Source organism: Pseudomonas sp. NFACC05-1 (assembly GCF_900100135.1).
Taxonomy (GTDB): Bacteria; Pseudomonadota; Gammaproteobacteria; order Pseudomonadales; family Pseudomonadaceae; genus Aquipseudomonas; species Aquipseudomonas fluorescens_Q.
This window is the reverse complement of sequence record NZ_FMTR01000023.1, coordinates 15,334-29,271: the sequence shown is the minus strand read 5'-3', so window position 1 is coordinate 29,271 and position 13,938 is coordinate 15,334. Positions and strand designations below refer to the sequence as shown.

Genomic DNA, 13,938 nt, shown 5'->3' with positions numbered 1-13,938 from the left:
CCGCGCCGTACCCAATTCCCCGTGGCGAGGGAGCTTGCTCCCGCTGGGGCGCGCAGCGGCCCTAAAACCCGGCAACGCGGTGGGTCAGGTTGATTAGTGGTTCCTTGAGGGGGGCTGCTGCGCAGCCCAGCGGGAGCAAGCTCCCTCGCCACAAGGGCTGTGTGCAGCCGTTATTTGGCCATGATCGCCACGAACAGCTCGGACGCCAGGAACCGTTGCAACCAGTCCCGTAGCCGAGGATAAGGCGCCTGGGTGAACCACTCGCGGTCGACATGGGCGAACTGACGCACGAATGGCATCAGCGCCACATCGGCCAGGCTCAGGTGATCGGCCACCAGGAATGGCCGCGCTTCAAGCAGCGTTTCCAGCCGCCCCAGGAACACCTCGCCCTCGGCCCGATAATGCTCCACCGGCTGTTCAGGATGACGCTCGGGGTACTTGTAGCGGTTCAGGTGAAGCTTGAACCGATGGTCGTTTTCCTCGATCAACGCTGCCGCCAATGTCTGGCCTTCGGGATCATCCAGCAACCGCCAGTCTTGCGGATCATGGCGGGCCAAGGCCCAGGCCATGATCTCCAGGCTTTCATCGATCACCCGGCCATCGACGTGCAGCACCGGCACCGTGCCTTTGCTGGAGAGTGCGAGCATCTCGGCGGGCTTGGCCTTCAGGCTGACTTCGACAATCGCCACCTCGACCGCGCTGTAGCGCAAGGCCATGCGTGCTCGCATCGCGTAGGGGCAGCGGCGGAAGGAATAGAGCGTGGCGTGGCTCATTTCACCTCCACGGTGCTCAAGCCGTTGCCTTGGCGACGGACCTGGATCTGCACCGGAATCCGCTCGTGCATTTCCTGCACGTGGGAAATCACCGCGACCTTGCGGCCCTGGGCCTGCAGGCCGTCGAGAGCGTCCATCGCCAGTTGCAGCGACTCGGGGTCGAGGCTGCCGAAGCCTTCGTCGATGAACAGCGATTCGATCTTCAGTGTGCTGGACGCCATCGAGGCCAGGCCCAAGGCCAAGGCGAGGGAGACCAGGAAGGTTTCGCCGCCGGACAACGAATGTACCGAGCGCAGTTCATCGCCCATTTCCGTGTCCATCACCAGCAGCCCGAGCATGCTGCCGCCACGCTTGAGCCTATAGCGGCGTACCAGTTGCCGCAGTTGGGCATTGGCGTGGTGCACCAGCAAGTCGAGGTTGTAGGCCTGGGCCAGCTTGCGGAAGCGGTCGCCGGTGGCCGAACCGATCAATGCGTCCAGCCGTGCCCAACGCTGGTATTCGATATAGGCCTGTTCGATCTGCTGGGCCAGGGCCTGGTTGGCGTTCTGCCGGCGCTGGTCCTCGGCCTGTTCGGCGCGTAGTTCGGCACAGCGCTGTTCACTGGCGGCGAACTGGCCTTGCAGCTCGGTGAGGGCTTCGGCCAATTGTTCCGGCAACAGGTTGCCGTTGTGTTGGGCCTGATGGTTTTGCAGGCGCTGCTCGCGTTCGGTGAGCAGGACGCGGGCCTGCTCGATGGCTTTTTCGCTGTTGAGCAAGCGCTGGCGCAACTGGCTGATGTGTTGGTCGTCCAGGCCGAGCAGGGCCTCGAGGGCGGCATCGTCCAGTTCCGGATGGTTGGTGCGCCATTGCGCGATACCGGCGGCCAGCGCCTGGCGTTCGAGGTCCAGGGATTGGGCCTGTTCCTGTCGGGCCTTGAGTTCGGCGGCCAGTTGCACCAGGTCGTTGCGCAATTGCTGCAACTGCTGATTGGCCGTCGCCTCGGCATCCCGCGTCTGTTCCAGGCGCTGGTCGAGTTGTTGCTGCCACTGTTCGGCGCTGGTGTGCTCGCCGAGCAGTTGCGTGAGTTGCTGCTGGCAGGTCTGTTGTTGCTCGTTCAGTGCGCTGAATTGCAGGCGGGCCGCTTCCAGTTGCTGGAGGCGGGTCTGCTGGCGGTCCTGCTCTTTCTCCAGGGTCTGCTGGCGCTGGAGCTGTTCGCTCAGTTCGTCGCGCTGCTGTTCCAATTGCTCCAGGCGCTGGGCGATATGCTGGTCGAGCTGCAAGAAGGTTGCGGCGGGTTCGCTGCGCAAGGCCTGCAGGGTGTCAGCGGGCAGCAGGGTGCTGAAGTGGCTCAGCTCCTCGTCCAGGCGCTGGCGGTCGCGGGACAGTTCCTGCTGCTGGTTGCCCAGGTGTTGTGACGCCTGTTGGCTGGCTGCCTCGGCTTCACGCAGTCGCTGCGCCATGCGCGCGGCGTCTTGCTGCAGGGTCAGCAGGGCGGTTTGCCGTTGTTCGTCTTGGCTTATGCGCAGGTTCAGTTGGCTGTTCTGCTGGGTCAGCCAGGCGTCGCGCTTGTTCGCTTCCTGGGCCAGCAGTTGCGCCGACAACGGGTGGGCTTCAAGGCTGGGCGCCAGGCCCTGTTGCTGGCTGGCGAGCTGTTCCTGCTGCTGTTTGAGTTCCTTGAGCTGGGCGATCACTCCACTGTATTGCGCCCGCAGGTCGATGACTTTTTCATTGAGCAGGTCGACGGCCTTGCGGGCGTTGGCCTCTTCGGTTTCATCGAAGCGCCCGAGGTTTTCCAGCAGGACTTCGGGCTGATGATAAGGATGCTCGACACTGCCACACACGGGGCAGGGCTGTTCATCCTGCAACTGTGTGCGCAGCTGCTCGACACTTTCGCTACGGGCCAGGCGCTGGCGCTCCAGCAGCTCGCGAGTAACGGTCAGGGTCTGTTCGGCAATGGTCAGTTCGGCCTTGGCCTCGCCGCCTTCGCGCACCAGCCGGTCACGTTCCTGCAACGCTCGTTGCTGGCGTTGTTCAAGCTCGGCGCCACGTTTGTCCAGCTCTTGCTGACTGGCCCACAGCCGGGTCAGGTCTTCGAAGGCGCGCAGTTGCTTGCGGTTGTCTTGCAGCAGGGTGCCGAGCAACTGGATCTGTTCGGCCACGGCCTCCGGCTCGGCGCCGGCTTCCTTGTAGAGCACTTCAAGGTCTTGCCGGCGGGTGGCCAGTTCCTCGGCGGCGCGGGTGGCGTTTTGTTCCAGTATGGCGAGTTCGGCCTGGCCCTGGTTCAGGCGATTACCGATCAGCATCAGTTGTTGGAGGCGATCGCGATAGGCGTTCCAGGCATCGCTCAGCGGGGCCAGGTGCGTGCTTTGTTCCAGCGCGTCCGCGATGCGCTGCAAACGCTCGGCCACCTGCCTTTGCTGCTCGAGCAAGGTGTCGATGGTGCGCTGGCCTTCGGTGCAGGCCTGCTGTGCCTGTTCCTGTCGCTCGGCGCTGAGGCTCGCGTCTTGGGCCAGGCGGGCGAGGGTGCTCTGCTCGCCGAAGGCCTGACGCAGCAATGGCGCACTGTCGATGCTTTGCTGACGGGCGCTGGCCAGCGCTTGTTGCGCATCGTCCAGGGCCTTTTCCAGTTCGGCTTGTTGGGCGTGCAGGTCGATCTGCTGCTGGGTGAGTTGCTGGATCTGCGCCGCCAGGGGCTCAAGCTGCCGGTTCAGTTCCGTTTGGCGAATGAACTGATGCCGCTGGGGCGCCAGTTGTTCCAGGCGGACCAGTTTCAGACGTTCGTCGGCCAGGGCGTTCCAATCGGCCTGGGCCTGTTGCAGCTGTTCGGCGGCGCTGGCGTGTTCATCCTGCAATAGGCCCAGGTCGCGCAGCCAGGTGTGCTGCTGCTCCAGCTGCTTGAGTTGGGCCTGTTGGGCCTTGAGTTGCAGCTGCGCTTCGTTGAAGCGCAGGTCCAGCTCGGCCCGGGCCTCGGGAGCGAGCGGCGTAACGCCAGTGGCCTGGTCCTGTAACTGCTTGTGGTTTTCCTTGGCTTGCTTGGCCTTGTCGAAGGCGCGGCGCCCGAGGCGGGTGTAGAGGGCGGTGTCGGTGAGTTTTTCCAGCAGTTCGCTGCGGTCGTTGTCATCGGCCTTGAGGAACGCGCTGAACTCGCTCTGGGCCAGCAGCACGGCACGGGTGAACTGTTCGAAGTTCAGGCCCAGGGCCGTTTCGAGCTGGGTCTTGTATTCGCCTTTCTGGCTCGCCAGCAGTTGATCGTTGTCCAGGTCCCGCAGGCTCTGGCGGCTGGCTTGCAACTTGCCGCCGGCCTTTTCCCGGGCGCGATTGGCTTCCCAGCGGGCCCGATAGCGGCGTCCGTCGATGCCGCGAAAATCCACTTCGGCATAACCATCGCCGGTACCACGGCGCAACAGTGTGCGCGGATCGCCCGTGGCAATTTCGCCATCGACGTCCGGCACCTTGGCGTCGCGTCCGGTGTTATTGAGGCGCGGCACGGCGCCAAACAGCGCCAGGCACAGGGCGTCGAGCAATGTGCTCTTGCCGGCGCCCGTGGGGCCGGTAATGGCGAACAGGCCGGCGCTGGCCAAGGGTTCGGCGGTGAAATCGATTTCAAACGGCCCGGCCAGGGACGCCAGGTTCTTGAGGCGGATCGCGAGGATCTTCATGGCTGCTCGCTCTCCATCTGCACGTCTTGCAACAGCACGGCAAAGTCCTTGAGGGTCTGTTCGTCCACGTCGTTGCCGTAGGTGTCCTGCCAGGCGCGGCTGAACAACTCCTGTGGGCTGAGTTGATCCAGCTCCACCAGCGCGCTGCCATCATCGGCATTGCCGGCGCCGCCGTTGCCGGCGTACTCGGCGGCGATCCGCACCAGGCGCACGGCCTTGCCTTGCAATGCGGTCTCCACTTGGTGACGCAGGTCCGGCTGCGGTTCGTCGAGGCGTACCCGCACTTCCAGCCAGGGTTGGCGCTGGACATCGGCCAGCAGGTCGATGTCGGGCAGGTCCTTGAGTTGCACCAGCAGATCGGCCAGTGGCGCCGGGCCCAGGCGTTGCAGGTTGACGGCCCGTGGGATCAGGCGCGGCTCGACCTTGACCAGCGCCTCGCCGTCGAGGGTGATGTCGAGGATCTGATGCTGATAGCCGATCTCCGAAAATGACAGCGGGATCGGTGAACCGCTGTAGCGGATGCGCTCTTCACCGTTGACCTTCTGCGGCTTGTGCAAATGGCCGAGGGCGACGTAGCTGATGTTCGGGCCGAACAGGCTGGCGGGCAGGGCCTCGGCGTTGCCGATGATCAGGCTGCGCTCGGAATCCTCGGACACCGAACCGCCGGCCATATGGGCATGACTGATGGCGATCAGCGCCTGGCCTTTCTTGCGCTTGCTATTGGCCGCGGCGATCAGCCACTCATGGACCTGGCCGATGCCTCGCAGGTAGTCGTCGCCCAGCTGTGCGCCAGTGACTTCGGCAGGGCGCAGGAACGGCAGGGCCAGGCACCACGCCTTGACCTTGCCTTTGGCATCGGGCAACGGCAACAACAGGCGCTCGACGTCCAGTTGACCGTCGTCCAGCCACAGCACCCGGCCCAGGGCATGGGTGCGCAGGCGTCGCATCAGCGGCGCAGGCAGTTCGATACGCGAGCCGGAGTCGTGGTTGCCGGCGATCATCACGATGGTCAGGTTGGCGTTTTGTTCATGGGCGCTGACGATGAAGTCGTAGAGTCGCTCCTGGGCTTTGACCGGCGGATTCACGGTGTCGAAGATATCGCCGGCAATCAGCAGCACATCGGGTTTTTCGCTGCTCAGTTGGCGCAGCAGCCAGTCGAGGAAACACGCGTGTTCGAAGTCGCGTTCCTGGCCGTGGAGGTTTTGCCCCAGGTGCCAGTCGGAGGTGTGAAACAGACGCAAGGTGTACTCCAGGAAACAGATGATGGCCGCGTGAAGAGGGGCGGCTAAAAGAAGCAGAGTTTACTGGGAAATGGGGGCGAGAACTTGCTCGACGTTGCAGGATTTGGTGCAAGACCCTGTGGCGAGGGAGCTTGCTCCCGCTCGATTGCGCAGCAATCGCAAAAAAAGGGGCCGCTTCGCAACCCAGCGGGAGCAAGCTCCCTCGCCACAAAAGCTACAAAAGCTACAAAAGCTACAAAAGCTACAAAAGCTACAAAAGCTACAAAAGCTACAAAAGCTACAAAAGCTACAAAAGCTACAAAAGCTACAAAAGCTACAAAAGCTACAAAAGCCATGACTGCCCAGGAAACCGGGTTTATTTGGGGTACAACGGCGGCAACCCGGAATCACTGGCAGAAGCCTGCGCCCCATCGGTGGGGGGAATCGCCCGAATCGCCCGCCACAAGTCTTCACCCTGCCAATGCTGGCCGGTCTCGCTGTAGAGCGCGCCGTTGAGGCCGTCCAGGGCGTCGGACAGCGGCACGAAGCGCGCGGCCATGTCGGCCAGGGTTTCCGGTTGCTGGCGGGCCCAGGCGTCGAGGGCCTGGCGGGTGGCGTGGGGGTCGTTGGCCAGGCAGGTGCGTTTGAGATCATCCAGCAGGGTGCGTGGGCTCGGTCCGGTCTGGGTCGAGCGCAGGATCGCTGGCTGCCAGCGGCCGCGCCACCACAGGGCGAAGCCCAGCACGGTCGTGCAGGCCAGGACCAAGGTGCTCAGTTGCCAGTACCAGAGCATGTCGCTGTCGACGGTCGTTACGATCTGCGCCGTGCCGGCCGGCGTGTCCACCATCAGGCTTGGATTGTTCGCCACTTGCAGGGTCCGCGCCGGGAGGCTGGTGCGGTCCAGGTGGTCTTCCAGGGTGTTCCACCAGACCACTTCCACCGGTGGCAGCTCGATGGTGCCGCTGCGATTGGGCACCAGCGCTTCGCGGTCTTCGCGGCTGCCCACCAGCCCGCGTTCACTGTTGCGGCTGCTGAGTACCGGTTGGTCCGGATAGCGCCGCAGGCCATTGATCTCCGTGGCCGGCAGCGGTGGCAACTGGGCGCTGGCCAGGCCTTCGGCTTCCAGGGTCAGGCTGCGGGTCAGGGAATCGCCCACCTGGCTGTGGGTCGGCTCCGGGCTCCAGCTTTCACTCAAGGACAGGCTGCGTGCCGGCAGCCAGGGCACGTCGGCCGGATAACTGGCAGGCTTGGGCTTGACGCGCAGCAACAGTTGCGTGGAGCTTACCCGCATCAACTGGCCGGGCTTGGGGCCCGAAGGTACGGCGTCCTGGGCCACCGGCTCGACCAGGGTGGCGCTGAATGTCTGGGCCGGAATCGTCAGTTCGCCGCTGCGCTGTGGGTAGATGCCGTAGCGCAGTTCAATCACGCCATGGCGGACATCGTTGATGACTTTTTCATAGGTGCGCGATTCGCCCAGTTGCTCGGTGCGGGCATCGGGGATGTGCAGCGGCGTGAGGCTGCTGTCGTCGTACAGCGACACCGAATGGTAGATGCGCAGGGTCAAGATCGCCTGGGCCTGAACATACACGTCGGTCTGGTCGAGGCTGGCCTCGATAAACACCGCTGCCAGGGGCTCCGAGGCGTCGCGGGTTTCGCTTTCGATCACCTGCAGGGTGATCGGCTGGCTGGTCACTTCGCCCAGTTGCAACGGCGGAATGATCACGGTGCCGCTTTGGCGCGGCAGCAGGGTCACGATCCAGCGGGTGGTGGCGCGGTTCTCACCGTCAAGGGTCGTCAACTGGTTGACCTGACGGGTACCGCGCACATCGAACAAGGCCTGGAGCGGAGCCAGGTCCGGTTTGCCGAACAACGTGGCGTCGTTGGATTCCAGGGTCAGCTCCACCGTTTCCCCGGAGTTCAGGCGGCTGCGGTCCACACTGGCAGTCAGCTGTGCAGCCTGGGTTCCAGAGGCCCAGAGCAGCAACACGAGGAAGTAGGTGGTGAAGCGGGTCATTTGGTTTTTTCCTGGGCCTGATGGCTTTGCTGTTCATACCAGAATTTACGTCTGAGCAACTCCCCTGGATTATCCGGGATCTGGCGCAGCCATTGTTCCAGTGCCTGGCGCTGTTCTTCTTCATTGCGCTGGCCCGCGGCAGGACGCAGTGGCGGGGTGGTGGTCTGCTCATCGGGCAGTTCGCTGCCTGGTACATCCTGGGCGGTAGGCGGTTGTGCCGCGCGCGGGGGTTGGGGCTCGTCCGATGTCGCGCTTGCCTCGAGAGAGGGCTGTCCCGGTTCGGAAGACTGGGTGGGTGAGTCGGTATCCGGCGATTGCTCGGTGGGGGCCGGCTCCTCGCTTTCGGCAGGCTTGGGTTCTTCCGGTACGGGGGGCGGCTCTTTCAACAAACTTTCCACCAGGGCCTTGTTGGTCTGGGCGGGGCGCAGGTCGGGTTGCAACTCCAGGGCCTGCTCATAGGCATCCAGCGCGGCTTCCAGTTCGCCGCTCCTGGCCAGGGCGTTGCCGCGATTGTAGTGCGCACGGGCGTCGTTGCCTTCGGCGAAGCGTCGGGCGGCTTCGCTGTACTGGCCGGCTTCGTACAGGGCGACGCCTTGCCACTGGCTGTCCTCGAAGTGGGCGGCGGCTTCGGCGGGACGTTTTTGCTTGAGCAAGTGCTGGCCCTGTTGGTCGGCGCGCAACCACAGGTCCTGGAATTCGAAGGCGTGGCCGGTTTGCGGCAACATGAATAACAGTGGCAGGCAGAACAGCCAGCCTCGCCGTCCGGCACAGGCGGCCAGCAGCAACAGGGGCAGGAGCAGCCAATAGCCCTGGTCGGCCCAGGTGTCCAGGCGCAGCGTTTGTCCATCGCTGCGCAGATGACGAGGGCCGTCCAACAGGCCCAGGCCGCGCAGGTCGCTGTCGTCCAGGCGCGCCGGCCGGTAGCGGCCGTCCAGCTTGTTGGCAAAGGCCTTGAGGCCCGGGCTGTCCAAGCGTGGCAGCAGGATCGAACCCTGCGCATCCTTGAGGTAACTGCCATCTTCCTGGGGCACCGGTGCGCCTTCGCGGGTACCAATGCCGAGCATCAGCCATTGTGTGGCGGAACCGTCCAAGGCCTGGCGAATGCCTTGGCGTTCCTGCTCGTTCAGCGACGAACCGATCAGCAGGATCCGGCCATGGCCCAGTTCGCCCTGGTCCAACAGGGCCAGCGCCTTGTGGACCGCCAGGTCGGCACGATGGCCGCTCTGCGGCATGATCGATGGCGCAAGGGCTTCGAGCAGGTTGGCGCTGGTGGACAGGTCGTCGGACAGCGGCACCAGCGTATGGGCGCTGCCGGCATAGACGATGATCGCGGTCTGGGCGTCGCTGCGGTTCTGCAACAGGTCCAGTACCTTGCGCCGGGCCTGCTCCAGGCGCGTGGGCGGGACGTCGGTGGCGAGCATTTCCGGGGTCAGCTCCAGCACCACCACCAGCGGGTCGGCGGGTTTCTGGCTGGTCTGTTCGACCCGCGCCCAACTCGGCCCCAGCAACGCCAGCACGATCAACAGCCAACCCAGGCCCAGGGCAATCCACGGCAGCCGGCTTTCGCGGCCACTGCCGCCACTGAGCAGCACAGCATGAAAGGCGGGCGGCAGGATCATCTGCCAGCGGCCCACGCGTTTCTGCCGGTGCCACAGTTGCCAGAGCAACCAGCCCAGCAGAGGTAGCAGCAATACGAACCAGGGGCGTAGCCAATGTGGCCAGAAGGCGATCATCGACGCCTCCGCAAGCGCAGGCGCTTGAGCCGCTGGCGCCACTCGGTGTGTTGGGCCGGCTGGAACAGCGGCTGGTTGAACAGGCGCTGCAACGGATTGTCCGGCCAGCGCGCCCGGGCCACCAGCAACATGCTCAACAGCAGCGCAACGGCCAGGGGCCAGTGATACAGCGCCAGGGCAGGACGGGCCTGGGTCGGTTGCTGGGTCACCGGCTCGAGCTGGTCGAGGGCGGTCTTGATCGCCAGTAATTGCGCGCCATCCTGGGCACGAAAATACTGGCCGCCGGTGGCTTGGGCGATTTCCTTGAGTGTCGGTTCATCCAGGTCCAGGCTCGGGTTGACGCCGAGCAAACCCGTGGTGCCGCTTTGTTCCGGGTCGGCACCGATGCCGATCGGGTAGATTTTCACGCCTTCGTCGGCGGCCAGTCGCGCAGCGGTCAGCGGATCGATTTCACCGCCGTTGTTGGCACCGTCGGTGACCAGGATCAGCACGCGGCTGTGGGCCGGGCGCTGGCGCAGGCGCTTGAGGGCCAGGCCGATGGCGTCGCCGATGGCGGTGTTCTTGCCGGCGATACCGATACGCGCCTCATCGAGCCAATGGCGCACGGTGCGGCGGTCGAAGGTCAGCGGTGCTTGCAGATAGGCCTGGCTGCCGAACAGGATCAGGCCGACCCGGTCACCTTCGCGGCCTTCGAGAAAGTCCCCGAGCATGTGCTGGACCAGCACAAGGCGACTGACCTCTTCGTCCTTCCACTGCATGTCGGGAAAGTCCATGGAACCCGAGACATCCACCGCCACCAGCAGGTCGCGGCCGCTGGCGGCAATGGGCAATGGCTCGCCCAACCACTGCGGTCGAGCCGCGGCGATCAGCAACAGCAGCCAGAGCAGGATGAAGGGCGCCTGTTGCCGCCAGGTCGGCAGATTGGCCCGCGCCCGGCGACCCACCAGGCCTTCCAGGTCCCCGAGGAAACTGACCTTGAGCGCTGGCTCGCCGCTATCGGCCGCCGGCAGCACCAGGCGCATCAGCCAAGGCAGCGGCAACAGGGCGAATACCCACGGCCAGGCGAACTCAAACATGTTTGCGAATCCAGATTTCGACCGCCTGGGTCAGCCCAGCGATGGCTTTGTCATCGAGCTTGCATTCGGGTTTGTAGGCGCCTTCCACCAATATCATCCAGCGCGTCAGGCCCGCGGCCGGGCAGCGGTTATCCAGGAACGCCAGCCATTTGCGCCCATTGAGGGTGTGGCTCTGGCTGTAGGGGTAGTGATTGCGGCATAGACGCTTGAGCAGCCCGTTGAGCTGTTGCAACCAGGCCCCGGCCGGCGCGCCGTCGTAGGGTTTGGGCAGCAGGGCGAGTTCGGCCAGCGCGGCCAGGCGCACCGGGTCGAGGGGTTGTTCGGCGCGGGCGACGGTGCGCTTGATGGGGATGAACCGGCGCAGTTGCCACAGGCCCAGGCCCAGCAATGGGATCAACACCAGCAGCAGCCACCAGCCTGGCGCGGGTGGCCAGAAACCGATAGGCGGCGGCGCCATCAGCGGTTGCAGTTGATCGAGGCTGCTCATCGGCTTTTCCCGGCCCGCTTGGGGTTCAGGTAGTCGCGCAGTTGCTCGACCATGTCGCCCTGGGTACTCAGGGGCAGCATCAGGATTCGCAGTTTCTGCGCCAGCATCTCCCAGCGTTCCTGGCGCGCCTCGGCCTGGGCGCGATAGGCCTGGCGCAGTTCGAAATTCAGGGTGTCGAGTTCCAGCTGCGAACCACGCTGGGTGAACCGCAGCAGACCGGCGGCGGGCAGGGCATGATCCAGCGGGTCCGACAGTGGCAGCAACAACAGGTCGCAATGGCGCGACAGCAGGCTCAACTGTTGCTCGGCGCTGTCGGACAGCGCGCGCTCATCGCAAATCACGATCGCCAGGCTGCCGGGCCGTAGCACTTCCCGGGCCCGGCGCAGGGCGATGCCGAACGAGTCGCGATCCGGCTCGGCCTCGGTGTGCAGTGACTGATTGACCCGCACCAGCCGGTTGAGCAATTGCAACAGGCTCTGTTTGCTGCGTCGCGGCTTGACCTCGTAATGGGTGTTATTGCCGAACACCAGGCCGCCGACCCGGTCGTTGTGCCCCAGCGCGGCCCAGCCTATGAGGCTGGCCGCCTGGGCGGCGAGCACCGACTTGAACACCAGCCCCGAACCGAAGAACAGCCGGTGGCTTTGCTCGATCATGATGAAGATCGGCCGCTCGCGTTCTTCGTGGAACAGTTTGGTGTGGGGCTCCTGGGTCCGGGCGGTGACGCGCCAGTCAATGGTGCGTACGTCGTCGCCGGCCTGATAGACCCGCACCTGGTCGAAATCGACCCCGCGTCCGCGCAGCTTGGAGTGATGCAGGCCGATCAGCGGGCTGCGCTGGCCTGGGGTCGAGAACAGCTGCACTTCGCGCACGCGATGGCGCATCTCGATCAGCTCTGCGAGGCTGACGCGGATGCCCGGTGCGGGCGCCAGTGGGTTATTCATGACACATGCTCAAGCGACAGCGACGACGTCGAGAATCCGCTGCACGACCCGGTCCTGGTCGATGCCAGCGGCCTCGGCTTCGAACGACAGGATGATGCGATGGCGCAGCACGTCGAACAGCACGGCCTGGATATCTTCGGGGCTGACAAAGTCGCGTCCGGCCAGCCAAGCGTGGGCACGGGCGCAGCGGTCCAGGGCGATGGAGCCCCGCGGACTGGCGCCGTAGGCGATCCATTCGGCCATTTCCGGATCGAACTTGGCCGGGTTGCGGGTGGCCATGATCAGTTGCACCAAGTACTCCTCCACGGCGTCGGCCATGTACAACCCGAGGATTTCCTTGCGCGCGGAGAAAATCGCCTGCTGGCTCACGCGGCGTTCGGGCTTGGTCTCGCCGTTCAGCGCTTCACCCCGGGCCTGCTGCAGGATACGGCGTTCCACCGCGGCGTCCGGGAAACCGATCTTGACGTGCATCAGGAAGCGGTCGAGCTGGGCTTCGGGCAGCGGGTAGGTGCCTTCCTGCTCGATCGGGTTCTGCGTGGCCATCACCAGGAACAGCGGCGACAGTTCATAAGTGCTGCGCCCGACGCTGACCTGCCGCTCGGCCATCGCCTCCAGCAAGGCCGACTGGACCTTGGCCGGGGCGCGGTTGATTTCGTCCGCCAGCACCAGGTTATGGAAAATCGGCCCTTGCTGGAACACGAAGCTACCGGTTTCCGGGCGGTAGATTTCCGTACCGGTGATGTCGGCGGGCAGCAGGTCGGGGGTGAACTGGATGCGATGGAATTGCGCTTCGACGCCTTCGGCCAGTTCTTTGATGGCCTTGGTCTTGGCCAGCCCCGGCGCGCCTTCCACCAGCATGTGGCCGTCGGCAAGCAGGGCGATGAGCAGGCGCTCGATGAGTTTTTCCTGGCCGAGAATCTGCGTTGAAAGAAAGGTTCGCAGCGCAAGCAGCGCTTCACGATGTTCCATCGGTGACTGTTCCTGGAAAGGGTGGCCCCGGACGTTCGGATAACGCCGGGGCTGGGGGCGTTACTTTAATGCATGGCAGGGGGTGGCGACTAACGGGATTTTGATTGGCCGTGTGAATTGTGATCGGCTTGGAAAGATTGTGGGGGTGGGTTTGCTTGCCATGAATCCCACCCGACAGGCGCACCTTACCCGGTGGCGAGGGAGCTTGCTCCCGCTTGAGTGCGAAGCACTCACAAAGTGAAGGGGTGTTTATCGGGACGTAGGAGTGCTCTGGAGCAGGCTACGTTGTCTTGCGCCATTGCCTACAACTGCGCCAGAATCCGCCGGCTTGTGCGCTTGGGAGGCAGGTTCTATCGTTTCCGGGTCGCTGATGAATCAGCGATCGGGTTTGGTAGCCCGGCTTTTGACTTGTCGCACAGCCCCTGTAACGGAGGCCTTTTTGGTATCTGTTTTATGGCGGTCATGCGCAGGGCGTCTTCGGACGCGCCGGTTCTCCAAGTCACCGGTCTACCAACCCGCGTATGGCCGCCACCTTCGTTTGGTAGCGAGGTTGATGGTCTCCTTTTTCTGATTTGGAGATTCATTCATGTTCAAAGTAACCCCGAACCCACCGAACACCGATCCAACGTCACCGCGTTCAAAAACCAAGTCCCAAAAACACGACGAAGTCACCGACCGAGTCCTCGACCATTACCTGAACCCCAAACCGGACAAAGCCGAAGCAGAACCTGCGCCCGGCCAACTCTTCACCGTCAACAAAGACATCGACACCGAAAGCCTGCTTGCCAACCTCAGCGAAACCCTGGCTTCGGCCAATGCCATGGTCAATGACCTGGCCTTCGACCTGGACGGTTCACGCCGGCATTTCCTCCTGGGCATTCAGCAACTGATCGAACTGGGCAGCCTGCTGGCGAACCGTGCACTGGACAACATCGAAACCCGTCAGCCGACATAGCCCTTGTGGCCAGGGAGCAAGCTCCCGCGCCACAAGGGACTTGTGGCATTCCTTAAATCCTGGGCAAGCCGCAAAACCTGTGGGAGCCGAGCTTGCTCGCGATAGCGATGGTTCAGGCTCCATCTAGTTGAC

10 protein-coding genes are annotated in these 13,938 nt (G+C 64.1%); 1 reads left to right on the top strand and 9 read right to left on the bottom strand.

The window, feature by feature from the left end; genetic code table 11:
• Nucleotides 1-170: 170 nt before the first annotated feature.
• From BLO97_RS24800 to BLO97_RS24760, 9 genes are all read right to left on the bottom strand, one after another.
• Entirely contained in the window at nt 171-773 is a 603-nt protein-coding gene (locus BLO97_RS24800; RefSeq protein ID WP_092348707.1) for a glutathione S-transferase, read from the bottom strand.
• Nucleotides 770-4,411, bottom strand: coding sequence for an SbcC/MukB-like Walker B domain-containing protein (locus BLO97_RS24795; RefSeq protein ID WP_092348704.1), 3,642 nt, complete (start codon nt 4,409-4,411; stop codon nt 770-772). Before BLO97_RS24795 ends, BLO97_RS24800 begins: the two co-directional genes overlap by 4 nt.
• A complete protein-coding gene (locus BLO97_RS24790; protein ID WP_092145913.1) occupies nt 4,408-5,652 on the bottom strand; it encodes an exonuclease SbcCD subunit D C-terminal domain-containing protein in 1,245 nt (414 codons plus the stop codon). The genes BLO97_RS24795 and BLO97_RS24790 overlap by 4 nt, the downstream gene beginning before the upstream one ends.
• A 355-nt stretch (nt 5,653-6,007) precedes the next feature.
• On the bottom strand, nt 6,008-7,645 hold the full coding sequence (locus BLO97_RS24785) for a BatD family protein (RefSeq protein ID WP_092348701.1): 1,638 nt from the start codon (nt 7,643-7,645) through the stop codon (nt 6,008-6,010).
• Entirely contained in the window at nt 7,642-9,378 is a 1,737-nt protein-coding gene (locus tag BLO97_RS24780) for a VWA domain-containing protein (protein WP_092348698.1), read from the bottom strand. The genes BLO97_RS24785 and BLO97_RS24780 overlap by 4 nt, the downstream gene beginning before the upstream one ends.
• Entirely contained in the window at nt 9,375-10,454 is a 1,080-nt protein-coding gene (locus BLO97_RS24775; RefSeq protein ID WP_092348694.1) for a vWA domain-containing protein, read from the bottom strand. Before BLO97_RS24775 ends, BLO97_RS24780 begins: the two co-directional genes overlap by 4 nt.
• Nucleotides 10,447-10,941 carry a DUF4381 domain-containing protein gene (locus tag BLO97_RS24770; RefSeq protein ID WP_063320765.1) on the bottom strand — a complete coding sequence of 165 codons (495 nt, stop codon included), beginning with the start codon at nt 10,939-10,941 and terminating at the stop codon, nt 10,447-10,449. The genes BLO97_RS24775 and BLO97_RS24770 overlap by 8 nt, the downstream gene beginning before the upstream one ends.
• Nucleotides 10,938-11,882 (bottom strand): DUF58 domain-containing protein, encoded by a 945-nt coding sequence (locus tag BLO97_RS24765; protein ID WP_092145907.1) that lies wholly within the window; start codon nt 11,880-11,882, stop codon nt 10,938-10,940. The genes BLO97_RS24770 and BLO97_RS24765 overlap by 4 nt, the downstream gene beginning before the upstream one ends.
• 9 nt (nt 11,883-11,891) lie before the next feature.
• Nucleotides 11,892-12,851, bottom strand: coding sequence for an AAA family ATPase (locus tag BLO97_RS24760; protein ID WP_003202654.1), 960 nt, complete (start codon nt 12,849-12,851; stop codon nt 11,892-11,894).
• Nucleotides 12,852-13,437: 586 nt separating this feature from the next.
• On the opposite strand from BLO97_RS24760, the gene BLO97_RS24755 reads away from it, so the two are divergent.
• The gene (locus BLO97_RS24755; RefSeq protein WP_092348691.1) at nt 13,438-13,806 is read left to right on the top strand and encodes a DUF6124 family protein; all 369 of its coding nucleotides are present in this window, start codon (nt 13,438-13,440) and stop codon (nt 13,804-13,806) included.
• Nucleotides 13,807-13,938: the final 132 nt, after the last annotated feature.